14 protein-coding genes are annotated in these 15,438 nt (G+C 69.3%); 9 read left to right on the top strand and 5 right to left on the bottom strand.

Annotated elements, in window-relative coordinates:
- Positions 1-421 precede the first annotated feature (421 nt).
- Positions 422-634, bottom strand: coding sequence for a DUF397 domain-containing protein (locus tag AB0B98_RS23680; protein ID WP_357365347.1), 213 nt, complete (start codon positions 632-634; stop codon positions 422-424).
- Positions 631-1,500 (bottom strand): helix-turn-helix transcriptional regulator, encoded by an 870-nt coding sequence (locus AB0B98_RS23675; protein WP_357365345.1) that lies wholly within the window; start codon positions 1,498-1,500, stop codon positions 631-633. Before AB0B98_RS23675 ends, AB0B98_RS23680 begins: the two co-directional genes overlap by 4 nt.
- 335 nt (positions 1,501-1,835) lie before the next feature.
- On the opposite strand from AB0B98_RS23675, the gene AB0B98_RS23670 reads away from it, so the two are divergent.
- Together AB0B98_RS23670 and AB0B98_RS23665 are read left to right on the top strand one after the other, a co-directional pair.
- A complete protein-coding gene (locus AB0B98_RS23670) occupies positions 1,836-2,108 on the top strand; it encodes a DivIVA domain-containing protein (protein WP_357365343.1) in 273 nt (90 codons plus the stop codon).
- Positions 2,109-2,194: 86 nt separating this feature from the next.
- On the top strand, positions 2,195-2,431 hold the full coding sequence (locus AB0B98_RS23665; RefSeq protein WP_357365341.1) for a hypothetical protein: 237 nt from the start codon (positions 2,195-2,197) through the stop codon (positions 2,429-2,431).
- 95 nt (positions 2,432-2,526) lie between these two features.
- On the opposite strand, the gene AB0B98_RS23660 is transcribed toward AB0B98_RS23665, so the two are convergent.
- On the bottom strand, positions 2,527-3,303 hold the full coding sequence (locus AB0B98_RS23660) for a DeoR/GlpR family DNA-binding transcription regulator (RefSeq protein ID WP_112675483.1): 777 nt from the start codon (positions 3,301-3,303) through the stop codon (positions 2,527-2,529).
- Between the two features lie 37 nt (positions 3,304-3,340).
- Positions 3,341-5,329: a beta-galactosidase gene (locus tag AB0B98_RS23655; RefSeq protein ID WP_357365339.1), complete on the bottom strand. Its 1,989-nt coding sequence runs from the start codon at positions 5,327-5,329 to the stop codon at positions 3,341-3,343.
- A gap of 283 nt (positions 5,330-5,612) precedes the next feature.
- Here AB0B98_RS23655 and AB0B98_RS23650 point away from each other — a divergent pair, with 283 nt between their 5' ends.
- From AB0B98_RS23650 to AB0B98_RS23620, 7 genes are all read left to right on the top strand, one after another.
- A complete protein-coding gene (locus AB0B98_RS23650; protein ID WP_357365337.1) occupies positions 5,613-6,941 on the top strand; it encodes an ABC transporter substrate-binding protein in 1,329 nt (442 codons plus the stop codon).
- A gap of 21 nt (positions 6,942-6,962) precedes the next feature.
- Positions 6,963-7,919 (top strand): sugar ABC transporter permease, encoded by a 957-nt coding sequence (locus AB0B98_RS23645; RefSeq protein ID WP_238671523.1) that lies wholly within the window; start codon positions 6,963-6,965, stop codon positions 7,917-7,919.
- Positions 7,916-8,797: a carbohydrate ABC transporter permease gene (locus AB0B98_RS23640; RefSeq protein ID WP_357365335.1), complete on the top strand. Its 882-nt coding sequence runs from the start codon at positions 7,916-7,918 to the stop codon at positions 8,795-8,797. Before AB0B98_RS23645 ends, AB0B98_RS23640 begins: the two co-directional genes overlap by 4 nt.
- Positions 8,794-10,929, top strand: a complete 2,136-nt coding sequence (locus tag AB0B98_RS23635; RefSeq protein ID WP_357365334.1) for an alpha-galactosidase — start codon at positions 8,794-8,796, stop codon at positions 10,927-10,929. Before AB0B98_RS23640 ends, AB0B98_RS23635 begins: the two co-directional genes overlap by 4 nt.
- Before the next feature lie 104 nt (positions 10,930-11,033).
- Entirely contained in the window at positions 11,034-11,435 is a 402-nt protein-coding gene (locus AB0B98_RS23630) for a YciI family protein (RefSeq protein WP_357365332.1), read from the top strand.
- Between the two features lie 4 nt (positions 11,436-11,439).
- Entirely contained in the window at positions 11,440-12,702 is a 1,263-nt protein-coding gene (locus AB0B98_RS23625) for a sigma-70 family RNA polymerase sigma factor (protein WP_357365439.1), read from the top strand.
- Positions 12,703-13,353: 651 nt separating this feature from the next.
- Positions 13,354-13,674, top strand: coding sequence for a multidrug efflux SMR transporter (locus AB0B98_RS23620; protein ID WP_238671961.1), 321 nt, complete (start codon positions 13,354-13,356; stop codon positions 13,672-13,674).
- 55 nt (positions 13,675-13,729) lie between these two features.
- Here AB0B98_RS23620 and AB0B98_RS23615 read toward each other — a convergent pair whose 3' ends face one another.
- Complete coding sequence (locus AB0B98_RS23615; RefSeq protein ID WP_357365330.1) at positions 13,730-15,091, bottom strand: cellulase family glycosylhydrolase; 1,362 nt, start codon at positions 15,089-15,091, stop codon at positions 13,730-13,732.
- Positions 15,092-15,438: the final 347 nt, after the last annotated feature.

Here is a 15,438-nt window from a genome sequence, read left to right as displayed (position 1 = left end):
CGGAACTCCTGTGCGACGCCGACCGCTCCAGGTTGGAGTCGGACGTTGACTCGAACGGCACCCTATCCAGCACCCCTGTGAGGTGGCTGTGAAGCGCCACCTCGGCCGCCCGATGTCGGCGTCCACGTTCACAGTCAGCGGCGGGCCAATGTCTGTCGGCGAGCCTTTGGAGCTGATGTCGTAAACGAATCAGGCGTCCGGGCCTCCGCTGCGCAGCACCCTTGGACCCGCGACCTTGGACCCGCGACCGATCAGATCGTCGACGGCGACGCGGGCCGCCAAGCGAGGTTCGGGCCGAGCTTCCGCGCCGCAGCGTGCGGGAAGGTGACACCAGCAGAGGTGATCGACTCGCATTCATTGAAGTCGGGGTATCCGGATCGCGGTGACACCCCGACTTCCAGGAACCCGAGTTGATCACGCATCAGGGCGCGAACTCGCCGCCCTTCACCCCGTCGACGAACGCCATCCAGCCGCCGGCCGGGTAGACGAGGGTCGCCGCCGCGCGATCCTTGCTGTCGCGCACCGCCACCCGGCCGGAACCGTCCAGGACGGGCCCCGCCTCCACGCAGCTACCGCCGTTGCTGTTGCTCCGGGTGCTGACATGCCAGGCCACCGCAGGCAAGGCTTCACTCATGGCAGTTCCTCCTTGATCTCCGCGATCAGCTCGGCCGCCTCGCGCCGATCCAACGCGACATCACGAAGCCGATCGTACGCAGGCGCGTAGCGCTTCGACGTTGGAGATTCCATGAAACGGCGCCCGCCCAGTGTCTCGGCATAGGCGACCTCCGGGTACGGCTTGGGCATCCCGAAGAGTACGAACGAGCCATCGAGACCGGCGTGCAGCCCCACCCTTGATGGCAGCACTCGGACATCGACGTTCGGCTGCTTGATCAGCTCAGCCAGGTGGTGGAGCTGGCCGCGCATCACGGCAGGGCCACCGACAGGTCGGCGCAGCACGCTCTCGTCGATAATCGCCGCCACCCGGACGGTCGGGTCCCGCGCCAGCACACGTTGACGGTCAATCCTGAGTTGTAGCCATTTGCCGACGGAGAAATCTGTCGCCCCCTCCCCCTCCGCGTTACGGATCACCGCCTCCGCGTAAGCCGGCGTCTGCATGAGCCCCGGCATGAGGAAGGCATCCCACGAGTAGATGCGTTCGGCCCTGCTCTCCAGCCAGGGGAAGTCGATGAATGAGGCGTCAACCAACTCGTCATAGTCGTCGTCCCACCGATCCGTTCGCCAAGCATCCTCGGCGAGCTGGATGAAACGGTTCCGCTCGCGCCCGTCGTGCTCGCCGTAGAGATCGAGCAGCGACACGACAACGCCGCGTCGGAACGGCCACTCCGCGCGCTCCCAGCGGGCAATGGACGAGAAGTCGCGCTCCAGGAACTCGGCGGCCTGCTTCAGAGTGATGCCGCGTTGCTCCCGTAGCTGCCGCATCTGCTGACCGAGCCACTGGGCACGCAATGTCTGCACGAACGATTCACGCCTGGCGGGCATGGTGCCCCTCTCCTCGCGGACCCTCACGACGAATTTTGTTGGTGTCGTTGCACCAATACCGGGGCCACTGGAAACGTGGCCTTCGGGTGAGGTGATCGCCGGCCCCCGGGGACGCCCGGTGCAAACACGGCAACCGCGGCTGTGCCAACAGCCGAGAAGGTGACGAGAGACGGCCTCGCGAGTGGCAGGCGCATACCGGCTCTCGTCGGGTCTCAACTAGAGCGTCGGGATGTGCGAATCCCGGCTCCGAACCGACTTGAACGAATAACTACCACGGCAAAGGGCGCCTTCGCGACCCTGACCCGCCCATCGATCGACGACGCGTGAGGTGATGAATGACCCGAGGCACTCTCTACGACGGCACGCTCCACGGCGGCGCTCGGCTGGCGCGGCTGCACCCGAGCCAGGTCCGCGACCGGCAGTTCACCATCGTCGGTTTCGGCCGGCGAGGCCTGGATCCCCGGGAGGTACGGCGGTTCCTGCACCGCGTCGCGTTCGACCTGGCGACGCTGCACCACGATGTGGCTCGGCTCAGCGAGGAGAACGCCCGGGTGAAGCGCGCGCTGCGCGATTGGCAGAGCGCCTGGTCCGAGCGGCGTCAGCCGTGAGCCCGGGATGGGAGCACCAGTACAGCGGGCTTTTCACGCCGTTGCCGCGGTTTGCCGTCGAGGCGTACACGGAGAGACCTCGGTATGTGATCCACCTGCCGGTGGCGGTCACCAACCTGGCCGAGGCGCTGGACCTGGCGCGGACGCTCGCCCGTTCCCTGGCCTCCACGCCCCAGGTCGACCTCGGCGGCACCACCGTCTCGGCCGAGGACGCGCAGCACGTACGACACTGGGTTTTCTGCGACCGGATCATGCCCGATCGCCGCCGCTGCGGGCGGAAGGCCGACCACGGCGATGCCTGTTGCTCTGTCGACGATCCCTAGATCGATCATGGAGTTGTGGTGCCGGACAAAGTCCGCACGGCTTCCCCTTCCGGCCACCAGAGCTCCATGATCGACGCAACGCACAGCGGACGGCCTCAGTCAGGCTCGACGATGACGAGCTCGCCGACCTGCTCGCCGATCGTGGTGCGTGCCTCGGTCGGCAGCCCACGGTCGGTGATCAGCACGTCGGCAGCCTCCAGTGGGGCGATGGTGGCGATGCCGATGGTCTCCCACTTGGTGTGGTCGGCGAGCACCACGAGCCGGCGGGCCGCGCCGATGAGGCAGCGGTTGACGCCGGCCTCCAGCAGGTTGGGTGTGGTGAACCCGGTGCGTGGGCTGAGGCCGTGCACACCGAGGAACAGCAGGTCGACGTTGAGCGCGCTGATCGCCGCCTCGGCCACCGGCCCGGTCAACGCGTCCGACGGGGTGCGGATGCCACCGGTCAACACGACTGTCTGGTCGGCGCGCGGGTTCTGGTAGAGCGCGTCGGCCACCGGGATCGAGTTGGTCACCACCGTCAGCCCACGTACGTCGGAGAGCAGCGTGGCCAGCGCGGCGGTGGTGGTGCCGGCGGACAGCGCGATGGCCATCCCCGGCTCCACCATCGTCGCCGCCCGCTCGGCGATGGCCCGCTTCTCCGCCTGTTGCCGGATCGACTTGGCGGCGAAGCCGGGTTCCTCGGCCGAGCCGGGCCCGGCGAGGGTAGCGCCGCCGTGCACCTTGTCGACCAGTCCGCGTTCGGCCAACACCTCCAGGTCACGCCGGATCGTCATGTCTGACACGCCGAACCGACTGACCAGGTGACTCACCCGCACCCCGCCGCGTTGGCGGATCAGATCGAGGATGGCGGTCTGCCGCTGCTGGGCGAGCATGTGGGGAACCTCCTTCGCGCAGTGACTGTCGTCAGAATCAGGTCCGATCCTCACGGACCACCGCCACCTCACCGGCCGGCAGTGACAGCTCACCGGCGCAGTGTCCTCCGGTCAACAGCTCGACGCCGTGCACCGGCAGGCGTACCTCGGTGTCGGTGTGGTTGATCGCGAACAGCCAGGTCCGGTCGCCGTCGCGGCGGCGGACCACCTCCACCCCGGACGGCGCCGACACCGTCGGGCGAACACCGGCCTCGGTGAGCAGCCGGGCCACCAGCCGGTCGGTGGCCGGCTCGTCCAGGCGGGTGCCGACATACCAGGCCGCGCCGTCGCCCACCCGGTGCCGGGTCAGCGCCGGCACGCCCGGCAGGGGCCCATCGGTGTACGAGGCGAGCACCTCGGCGCCGTCGGGGTGCACCCACTCGGTCCACACGTCGGCGGTGGCGCCGTCGTCGAGGTGGACCTGCTCGCCCTCGCGCAGCGGGAAGAACTCCTCGGTCCGGACGCCGAGCAACTCCCGGAACGCGCCCGGGTAGCCGCCCAGCCGGATGTGGTCGTTGCTGTCGACGATGCCGCTGAAGTAGGTGACCGCCGCCGTGCCACCGGCCGCGACGAACCGGTGCAGCGCGGCGACGTCCGCGTCCCGGACCAGGTAGAGGGTCGGCACCAGGACCAGCCGGTAGCCGCTGAGGTCGGTAGACGGGTGGACGATGTCGGCGGTCACGCCGGCCCGCCAGAGCGAGCCGTACAGCGCGTTCAGCCGGTCGGCGTAGGTGACGTCGACGCTGGGGTGCGAATCCAGCTCGACGCCCCACCACGCCTCCCAGTCGAACAGGATCGCCACGTCGGCGTCCACCCGGCTGCCGCGTACCTCCGCGAGGGCCTTGAGGTCCGCGCCGAGCTGGCAGACCTCGCGGAACACCTTGGTGTCCGGCCCGGCGTGCGGCACCAGCGCGGAGTGGAACTTCTCCGCGCCGGCCCGGGAGGCACGCCACTGGAAGAAGAGCACCCCGTCGGCGCCCCGGGCGACGTGCGCCAGGCTGTTGCGGCGCAGCTGCCCAGGCAGTTTGGCCACGTTGCGCGGCTGCCAGTTCACAGCGCTGGTGGAGTGCTCCATCAGCAACCACGGATCGCCGCCGGCGACGCCCCGGGTGTGATCGGCGGCGAGCGACAGACCGAGGTGCGCCTGCGGGTCGGCGGCGGTCAGGTAGTGGTCGTTGGAGACCAGGTCCACGTCGGACGCCCAGGAGTGGTAGTCCATGTGCTTGGCCATGCCGATCATGAAGTTGGTGGTGATCGGCTGCCGGACCAGTGTCTTCAGGACCTCGCGTTCGGCGCGCAGTTGGGCGCGCTGCTCGTCGGAGGAGAAGCGCAGGAAGTCGAGCTGCTGCGTCGGGTTGGCGAAGGTCAGCGCGGTACGGGGTGGGTTGATCTCGGCCCAGTCGCCGTAGCGTTGGCTCCAGAACGCGGTGCCCCAGGCGTCGTTGAGCCGGTCCAGGTCGCCGTAGCGCTCGCGCAGCCAGCCGCGGAACGCCTCGGCGCTGACGTCGCAGTAACAGTGCACGTTGTGGCAGCCCAGCTCGTTGGAGACGTGCCACATGACCACGGCGGGGTGCTCGGCATACCGGCCGGCGACCGCGCGTACCAGCTCCAGTGACCGCTCGCGGAACACAGGCGAGCTGGGGCAGTACGCCTGCCGTCCGCCCGGCCAGAGGATCGCGCCGTCGGCCCGGCGGGGCAGCGTCTCCGGGTGCGCGCGGGCCAACCACGGCGGTGGGCTGGCGGTGGCGGTGGCCAGGTCGACCTGGATCCCGCCGTCGTGCAGGAGGCCCAGCACCCGGTCCAGCCAGCCGAACTCGAACCGCCCCGGGGTGGGCTCCAGCAGCGCCCAGGAGAAGATGCCGACGGAGACCAGGTTGACCCCGGCCTGGCGCATCAGTTCGACGTCCTCGGACCAGGTTTCTTCGGGCCACTGCTCGGGGTTGTAGTCGCCGCCGAAATGGATGTTGTCACCCTGCCATCGCCGCATGACAGCTGAGGGTGCACCCGCCGACCTACGGAAGTCAACAGGTTCCAACATCGAGCTTCTTTCCAACGTTTACCAGGTAACGGCCGTGTCACGACTGGGTTATCAGAGGCGAACAGCCCTCTTGACAGCGCTCGACTGCAGGGTAGCTTGAGGCCCCAATGGCCGTTCGTGTTCGCCAATGTGGATTCTCGGTGGATCTCAATGTGCGATCACGACGCCGGACCTGCCTTCACCACACTGACGGCCCTTGGGCGTAGCTCCTTCTCATCCGCAGGAGGCACAGATGTCCCGTCCCCAATCCCAAGCCGAGTACCTGGCTCGGCTCGTACCGCCCTCAGTCGCCGGCATCAACCGACGATCGCTGCTGGCCGGCGCGACCGGCACCGGCGCGCTGCTCGGCACCGGCCTGCTCGCCGGCTGCGGCGACGACTCCGGCTCCGGCGGGTCCAGCACTGACGTGTCGCTCGGCTCGAACCAGTCCGACCCGAAGCCGAAAGACGTCCTGGTCAAGATCACCGACGGCTTCAAGACCTCATCCGGGGTGCAGGTAGCTGTCAATACGGTCGACCACAACACGTTCCAGGAGAACATCAACAATTACCTACAGGGCAAGCCGGACGACGTGTTCACCTGGTTCGCCGGCTACCGGATGCGCTTCTTCGCGCAAAAGGGCCTGGCCAGTGACATCAGCGACGTGTGGGGCAAGCTCTCCGGCTACTCCGACGCCTTCAAGAAGGCATCCACCGGCGACGACGGCAAACAGTACTTCGTACCGGGGACGTACTACCCGTGGGCGGTCTTCTACCGCAAGTCGGTGTGGCAGCAACGCGGCTACCAGGTGCCCACCACCCTGGACCAGTTCACCGCGCTCGGCGCGCAGATGAAGAGGGACGGCCTCATCCCCATCGCCTTCGCCGACAAGGACGGCTGGCCGGCGATGGGCACCTTCGACATCCTCAACCTGCGCATCAACGGCTACCAGTTCCACATCGACCTGATGGCCGGCAAGGAAGCCTGGACCTCCGACAAGGTCAAGAAGGTCTTCGACACCTGGGCCGGACTGCTCCCCCTGCACCAGCCCGACAGCCTCGGCCGCACCTGGCAGGAGGCGGCGCAGTCGTTGCAGCAGAAGAAGAGCGGCATGTACCTGCTCGGCCTCTTCGTCGGTCAGCAGTTCAGCAACGACGAGCAGGACGATCTCGACTTCTTCACCTTCCCCGAGATCGACCCGGCCATCGGCGCGAAAGCGCTGGACGCCCCGATCGACGGCTACATGATGGCCCGCAAGCCCAAGAACGAGGACAACGCGCGCAAGCTGCTGGAGTACTTCGGTGGCAAGGCCGCCGCGGACATCAACCTGAAGAACGACCCGGCCGTCCTCGTCGCCAACAGCGGCGCGGACGTCGGCGGCTACACCGCGCTGCAGAAGAAGGCAGCCGAACTGGTCGGGTCGGCCACCGAGATCGCCCAGTTCCTCGACCGGGACACCCGGCCGGACTTCGCCTCGACAGTGATCATCCCGGCGCTCCAGCAGTTCATCAAGAACCCCAAGGACATCGGCGGGCTCACCTCGTCCATTGAGAACCAGAAAAAGTCGATCTTCACTGACTGACGGCGGAAGGGGGAGGACATCGTGTCCGACCTGCCCCTGATCCAAGCGGATCGCGCCGTGCCGCCGCCGGCCGCGACCACCTCCACTGGTGGTCGTCGCCGGCGGCTACGGCTCCTGTCCCGCACCGACCGCGTGGTCATCACGCTGATGGTGCTCGTCCCGCTGCTGCTCGTCACCGGGTTCGTCTGGTTGCCGGCGGCAGCAACAGTGCTGCTCTCCGGCACCAACTGGGACGGCATCGGCCCCCTCAACGAAATCGAGTTCGTCGGCGCACGCAACTACAGCGACGTGGTGAACATCTACCCGCCGTTCGTACCGGCGATCCAACACAACCTGCTCTGGCTGGCAGCGCTCTTCGTGGTCGCCACCCCGTTCGGCATGTTCCTGGCCGTGCTGTTGGACAAGGAGCTGCGCGGCAGCCGCTTCTACCAGACAGCGCTCTACCTGCCGGTGGTGCTCTCGCTGGCGCTGATCGGCTTCGTCTGGCAACTGCTCTACTCCCGGGACCAGGGGCTGATCAACGCCGTCTTCGGCAGCACCATCGACTGGTACGGCGACTCGAACGTCAACATCTGGGCGGTCATGGTCGCCTCCGGGTGGCGGCACGTCGGGTACATCATGCTGCTCTACCTCGCCGGCCTGAAGGGCGTCGATCCGTCCCTGCGCGAGGCAGCGGCGGTCGACGGCGCCTCGGAGAGCCGGACGTTCTTCCGAGTCGTGTTCCCTGTCATGCGGCCCATCAACATCATCGTGCTGGTGGTGACAGTGATCGAGTCGCTGCGCGCGTTCGACCTGGTCTGGGTGGTCAACAAGGGCCGCAACGGGCTGGAGCTGATCTCCGCGCTGGTCACCCAGAACGTGGTCGGTGAGGCCAGCCGGATCGGCTTCGGCTCGGCACTGGCAACGATCATGCTGGTCGTCTCGCTGGTCTTCATCACCATCTACCTGGCGACCGTGATGAGGGAGAACCGGGAATGAGCGTGGACACTCCGGTTCGTCGTCGCAAACTGACCCCGCTGCGGATGCTGCTGCACGGCTTCCTCATCGCCGTCTCGCTGGCCTGGCTCTTCCCGATCGCCTGGGCGGTGCTGACCTCGCTGCGCTCGTACGACTACACCGCCGCGAACGGCTACGTCTCCTTCGGCGGCTGGACCTTCGACAACTACGTCACCGCCTGGCGGACGGCGGAGTTCGGGCAGCACTTCCTCAACTCGGTGTACATCACAGTGCCGGCGGTGCTGCTCACCCTCTTCCTCGCCTCCTGCGTGGCGTTCGTCATCGCCCGGTTCAGTTGGAAGCTCAACCTCGTCCTGCTCGGAATCTTCACCGCGGCCAACCTGCTGCCCCAGCAGGCGCTGCTCATCCCGCTGTTCCGGCTGTTCACCGAGGTGCCGCTGCCGGAGTTCATGAGCGACTCGGAGCTGCTCTACGACAGCTACTGGGGCCTGATCCTGATCAACGTGGCCTTCCAGTGCGGCTTCTGCGTCTTCGTGCTCAGCAACTACATGAAGGCGCTGCCCCGTGACCTGTACGAGGCGGCGATGGTCGACGGGGCGAGCATCTGGCGACAGTACTGGCAGGTCACCATGCCGCTGTGCCGGCCGGCCCTGGCCGCGCTGGCGACGCTGGAGGTGACCTGGATCTACAACGAGTTCTTCTGGGCCACGGTCCTCATGCGTACCGGCGACAAGTTCCCGGTGACCAGCTCACTCAACAACCTGCGCGGTGAGTTCTTCACCGACAACAACCTGGTCTCGGCGGGCAGCGTGCTCGTCGCGATCCCCACCCTGGTGATCTTCTTTATGCTCCAGCGGCACTTCGTTCGGGGCCTGACCTTGGGAGCCTCCAAAGGATGACGATCCTGCACCTGCGCCGCGCGCGGACCAGTCTGGTGCTCGACGCGCGCGGCCCGGGGCTGCCCCGGATCGTGCACTGGGGCGGCGACGTCGGCGACCTCGACGACGACGGCCTGCGTCAGCTCAGCGACGCGACAGTACCGCCGGTGGTGCCGAGCAGCTTCGACGAGCCGACAATGCTGTCAGTGCTGCCCGAGGCGAGCGCCGGCTGGAGCGGCCGACCGGGTCTGGCCGGGCACCGCGACGGACGGGACTGGTCCACCTCCTTCCGCCTCGACGGGGTGGACATGCGCGACACCGGGCCCGGCGCGGCGCTGGTGACAGTGCGGGCGTCGGACCCGGCCGCCGGGCTGACTCTGACCATCGAGATCACGCTCGACCCGCACGGCCTGCTGACCACGCGGCACCGGCTGCGCAACGACGGCGACAGCGCGTACGAGCTGCGGGAGTTGACACCGGTGCTGCCGGTGCCGGCGGTCGCCACCGAGCTGCTCGACCTGACCGGCCGGTGGTGCCGGGAACGGTCCCCGCAGCGGCACCCGTGGCAGCACGGCACCTGGGTCCGGGAGGGCCGACACGGCCGTACCGGGCACGACGCCACCCTGCTGCTGGTGGCGGGCACCACCGGGTTCGGCTTCGGCCACGGCGAGGTCTGGGCGGTGCACACCGCCTGGAGCGGCGACCACGTCACGTTCGCCGAACGTCTACCGACCGGCGAGTCCACACTCGGCGGCGGCGAGCTGCTGGCCCCCGGCGAGGTCCGGCTCGGCCCCGGCGAGTCGTACGACACTCCACTGCTCTACGCGGTCTGGTCCGACGCCGGGCTGGACGGGCTCAGCGACGTGCTGCACACCCACCTCCGGGCCCGCCCCGGGCACCCGCGCTCCCCCCGCCCGGTGACCCTCAACGTCTGGGAGGCGGTCTACTTCGACCACGACCTGGACCGGCTACGGACGCTCGCCGACCGGGCCGCGCAGATCGGCGTGGAGCGGTTCGTGCTCGACGACGGCTGGTTCCGCGGCCGGCGCGACGACACCGCCGGGCTCGGCGACTGGTACGTCGACGAGGGCGTCTGGCCGGACGGCCTGCAACCGCTGATCGAGCACGTCACCGGCCAGGGCCTCCAGTTCGGCCTCTGGGTCGAGCCAGAGATGGTCAACCCCGACTCGGACCTGTTCCGCGCGCACCCCGACTGGGTGCTCGCAGTGCCGGGGCGGCTACCGCCGGCCTGGCGTCACCAGCAGGTGCTCGACCTGGGCCGCCCCGAGGCGTACGACCATGTGCTGGAACGTCTCGACACGCTGCTCACCGACCACCCCGGAATCCGGTACCTCAAGTGGGACCAGAACCGGGACCTCACCGAGGCCGGGCATCATGGCCGCCCTGGGGTGCACGGGCAGACCCTGGCGGTCTACCGGCTCTTCGACGAGTTGCGCAGTCGGCACCCGGGTGTGGAGATCGAGAGCTGCTCGTCCGGCGGAGCCCGGGTGGACCTGGCCATCCTGGCGCGCACCGACCGGGTCTGGGCCAGCGACTGCAACGACGCCCTGGAACGGCTCAGCATCCAACGCTGGACGGGGCTGCTGCTGCCACCGGAGCTGATCGGCACCCACGTCGGCCCGGAACGCTCGCACACCACGAACCGCGTCCACGACCTGGGTTTCCGGGCGGCGACAGCGCTCTTCGGCCACCACGGCATCGAGTGGGACATCACCTCGATCAGCGCCGCCGAGCAGACCGAGCTGGCCGCCTGGGTGGCGCTGCACAAGCGGCTGCGCCCGCTGCTGCACGCTGGTCGGGTGGTCCGGGTCGATCACCCGGACCCGGCCGTCTGGGCGCACGGCGTTGTCGATCACGACAACACCCGAGCGGTGTACGCGGTGGCCCGGCTGACCACCTCTGTGACGCGGGTGCCCGGCGCGGTGCGGCTGCCCGGCCTCGACCCGGGCCGGCGGTACCGGGTGCGACAGGTGTCGGGCGTAGCGGCCCCGGCGAACATCGACCTGTCCCCGCCCACCTGGCTGGCGGGTGGTCTCACCCTCAGCGGGGCGGCGCTGGCCCGGGTGGGTGTGCAGCTACCCGCCCTGCACCCGGAGCAGAGCCTGGTGCTGGAGGTCGACGCGGTCGACTGACAGAATTCTGGAGAATCTTCGGTCGGGGTGTCGAGAACGGCGGGGCCTGCTTCTACCTCACTGTGAGAGCACCGACGAGGGTGCGCAGGCGTGAGGAGCACACAATGAAGTACATGCTGCTGATGCAGTTCAGCGCCGCCGGGACCGACTTCCCGAGCATCGACACCTGGACCCAGGACGAGGTCCGGGCGCACATCGCCTTCATGGGCGAGGTCAACGCCAAGCTCACGGCCGCCGGCGAATGGGTCGACGCGCAGGGCCTCGGCGGCCCGCAGCAGGCGCGGATCGTCCGCGCCGGTGAGGGCGGGGCGCCGGTGGTCACCGAGGGGCCGTTCGCCGAGACGAAGGAGTTCCTGGCGGGCTTCTGGATCGTCGACTGTGAGAGCCCGCAGCGGGCCGTGGAGCTGGCCGCGCACATCTCCACGGCGCCCGGCCCCGGTGGCCGGCCGCTGAACATGCCGATCGAGGTGCACCCGGTGATGTCCGCCCCTTCGCAGGAGCTGTGAGCGGCTGAACACCGATCCCCGCATCGAGGACCTGCTGCGCGAGTTGGCGCCGCAGGTCCTCGGCGTGCTCAGCCGCCGCTTCGGTGACTTCGCCACGGCGGAGGACGCGGTGCAGGAGGCACTGCTGGACGCCGCCACCCAGTGGCCGACCGAGGGGCTACCGGCGAACCCCCGTGGCTGGCTGATCCAGGTCGGCTACCGGCGGATGATCGAGCTGGTCCGCGGTGAGCAGGCCAGACGCCGCCGGGAGGACCTGGTCGCCCGCCGCGATCCGGACGACCAACGGTACGCGCCAACCCCGGACGAGGAGTTGACCGCCGAGCGGGACGACACGCTGGTCCTGCTCTTCCTCTGCTGCCACCCGGCGCTCGCACCGACGTCGGCGGTGGCGCTGACCCTGCGCGCCGTCGGTGGGTTGAGCACCGCCGAGATCGCCCGCGCGTTCCTGGTGCCCGAGGCGACGATGGCGCAGCGGATCAGCCGGGCCAAGCAGCGCATCCGGGCATCCGGGCTGCCGTTCCGGATGCCCGAGCTGGCGGAGCGAGCCGACCGGTTGGTCGCCGTCCGACAGGTGCTCTACCTGGTCTTCACCGAGGGACACGTCAGCACCACCGGCCCGGACCTGCGCCGCGTCGACCTCGCGGCGGAGGCGATCCGGCTGACCCGCGCGCTGCACACGCTGCTGCCGAACGACAGCGAATCGGCCGGCCTGCTGGCGTTGATGCTGCTCACTGAGGCACGCGGCCCGGCGCGGACCGGACCGTCCGGCGAGCTGATCTCACTGGCCGATCAGGACCGCAGCCGCTGGGACGCGGCGGCGATCGCCGAGGGCGTCGCACTTGTCACGCGGGCCCTGCCGCGCGGGCCGGTCGGCCCGTACCAGGTACAGGCCGCCATCGCCGCAGTGCACGACGAGGCGCCAAGCACCGAGCAGACCGACTGGCCCCAGATCCTGGCGCTGTACGAGGTGCTGGAACGCTTGGCCGGCAGCCCCGTGGTGGCCCTCAACCGGGCCGTGGCGACGGCAATGGTGCACGGACCGGCCGCTGGCCTGGCCGCCCTCGACGCGCTGACCGACGACCCGCAGTTGACCGGACACCACCGGCTGGCCGCCGCCCGCGCGCACCTGCACGAGATGGCCGGTGACCAGGCCCAGGCGATCGCCGACTACCGGATCGCCGCCGCCCGCACGAGCAGCCGCCCCGAACAGCTCTACCTGACCATGCGGGCAGCCCGACTGGCCACCCAGTCCGTTGATCACGAATGACGACAGGGATCAACTGGTCCCGCCCGGTGCGACCCCGGCCGCTTCACCGCCACAGCTGGCAATCTTGGACACTTTCCGTTCAGGCTGAACGGAAAGTGTCCAAGATCTACCCTGCCAGCCCTCTCCCACGCCCTACAGACGCGACGGCGAGCGGCGACGGCGGCAGGCGGCGGGCGGCGGCGGGCGGCGACGGGCGGCGGGCGGCGGCGGGCGGCGACGGGCGGCGGCGGGCGGCGGCGGGCGGCGTCAGGCGGCGGCGGCAGGCGGCAGGCGGCGGCGGCAGGCGGGCGGCAGCGGCGAGCGGTGGCGAGCGGCAGCGGGCAGCGGCGGGCGGTGGGCGGCAGCGGCGAGCGGTGGCGGGCCGCAGGCGGCGGCGAACGATGGGTGGGTGAGCTTCCTTTGGAGCTGATGCCGTAAACGATTCACCCATCGGGACGGGTGCCGGGCCCGCGCGGCCGACTTGGATGTGACGGTGCAACGCCCGGTCCTCTGCGACGCCCGATTCGTTTGCGACATCAGCTCCAAAGGCGTTCGGTGACAGATGCTGGGCCCGCACCGACGGCACGCCGACGGGTCGGAAGGGTGAGGACATCGCCGGCACTAGCCTGGGGCGGCGACGCATTCATCGACCACGAAGGACCAAGGGGACGCATGGCGTACGTGCTGCTGGGGATCGCCATCCTCGCCGAGGTGGTGGCGACCAGCCTGATCAAGAGCACCGCCGGATTCAGTCGGCTCTGGCCGACGGTAGCGTGCCTCGGCGGCTACGCGCTGGCGTTCCTCCTGCTGGCCCAGGCCGTCAAGGAGATCCCCATTGGTGTGGCGTACGCCCTCTGGTCGGGTCTGGGCACCGCGGCCATCGTGGCGATCGGGGCGGTGTTCCTGGGTGAGTCGGTGGGGCTCGCCAAGCTCACCGGCATCGCGCTGATCATCGCCGGGGTGGTCATCGTGAACCTGGCCGGGGAGCACTGACCACCGCGGTCTCCGGTGGCCGGGTCCGACGGGGACCCGGCCACCGGTCCGACGGTCAGCTCGCCGTGCAGCTCACCACCGGCGGGCTGTTGGTGCCGGTCCAACTGCCGAGGAAGCCGAAGCTGGCACTGGCCCCGGCGGCCAGCCGTCCGTTGTAGTCGGTGTTACGGGCGGTCACCGTGTTTCCGCTGCTGGTGAGGGCCACATTCCAGGACTGGCTGACGCTCTGGCCGTTGGCGAAGGTCCACCTGGCGCTCCAACCGGTGATCGCCCGAGCGCCAGCGGTCACCCGTACCTCACCCTGGAAGCCGCCCTGCCACTGGTTGGTCACCGTGTACGTCGCAGTGCAAGCACCGGCGGGCGGGGGCGTCGTGGGCGGCGGCGTGGTGGGCGGGGGCGTGGTGGGCGGAGGCGTCGTCGGCGGTGGGGTGCCACCGAAGACGCTTGCCTCGCGGGCGGTCTGCCGGATGCCGTTGACGCCGTTGAAGAGGCGCTGACCCCAGTCGGTCAGGCTCGTCGGATTGAAGTTGGTGGCCAGGTCGAGATACTCGACGCCGCCGCCGTTGCCGCTCCACGACCAGCCCAGCCAGCCGATCCCGTTGGCCTGGCTGTACGCGAGGATGGCGTCCTCGTCCGGGTTGCCGTCGGAGTGGTTGAAGCCGAACTCACCGACCACGATGGGCAGCCCGGCGGTGCGGAACCGGCCCAGGTAGTCGCTGATCTCCGCGGCAGTGTCGAACACCCCGTACATGTGGATGGAGAACACGATGTTGCGGGCCGGGTCGGCGGCGAAGACCGAGGCGGCATTGTCGCGCATGGTGAACGACCAGTCCTGCCCCCAGTTCGGCGCGTCCACCATGATCGTGTGGGTCAACCCGCCGGCCCGCAGGCGCTTGATCGCACTGGCGTTGTCGGCGGCCCACGAGGCGTAGTTCTGGTTGCCGTACGGCTCGTTGCCGATGTTGACGATGACGTACCTCTCCTGGCCGGCGAGGACGTCGGCGAGGCTGAGCCAGTAGTCGACGGCGCGGTCGAGGGTGATCGCGCCGCTCTGCTCGCCGTACCCTGTGGTGTCGTGCACCTCCAGCACGCAGATCAACCGGTTGGCCTTGCAGAGCGAGATGACGTTGGCGACGTCGGCGTTGGTGTTGCGGGTCCACCGGTCGCCGCTGGAGAGCACCACCCGCACGGTGTTCGCGCCGAGGGCCTTGACGTCGGCGAACGAGCTGGTCTGCTGCGGGTACCAGGTGTGCGCGTGGTTGACGCCGCGCATGACGAATTCGGCGCCGTTGGCGTCGTACAACTTGCCGCCAGCGACGGAGAAACCAGCCGCGGCGTGTGCCGGCTGGCCGAACGCCAGCACTGTGACGAGCAACGCGAGCACTGTCGCGCCAGCGGCGGAGAGTCGAATCTTCATGGCCTTCCTCAGGGAGGACCCCCGGTGCCCGACAGGGGTGGGGACGTGACAGGGGAAGGCGGCTGCAGCCCGGCAGCCGCGCCCGGCTCCCGGCGCAGGCATCAGCGTAGGACGATGGATTGGTCCTCGCAACCGGTTCAGTTGACGGGCCCACAGCCCGGACAGCCGCAACGGCCCACGCGGACGCAGGCCGTCACGGGGCGGTCATCCCCACCACAGGATGTGCGCCACACCCGGCTCTTAACCGGTTAAGAGCGACGGTAGGCAGGCGGCCGGGATCCGTCAAGCACTGCGGCAGCCGAACCGGACGGGAGGGTTGACCGCCGTGCACCGGGGTATCCCGGGAA

The organism is Micromonospora sp. NPDC048947 (assembly GCF_040649495.1).
In the GTDB taxonomy this organism is placed as follows: domain Bacteria; phylum Actinomycetota; class Actinomycetes; order Mycobacteriales; family Micromonosporaceae; genus Micromonospora; species Micromonospora alfalfae.
Note: the sequence above shows the minus strand (reverse complement) of the source record. Positions and strands in the feature narration are given on the sequence as shown.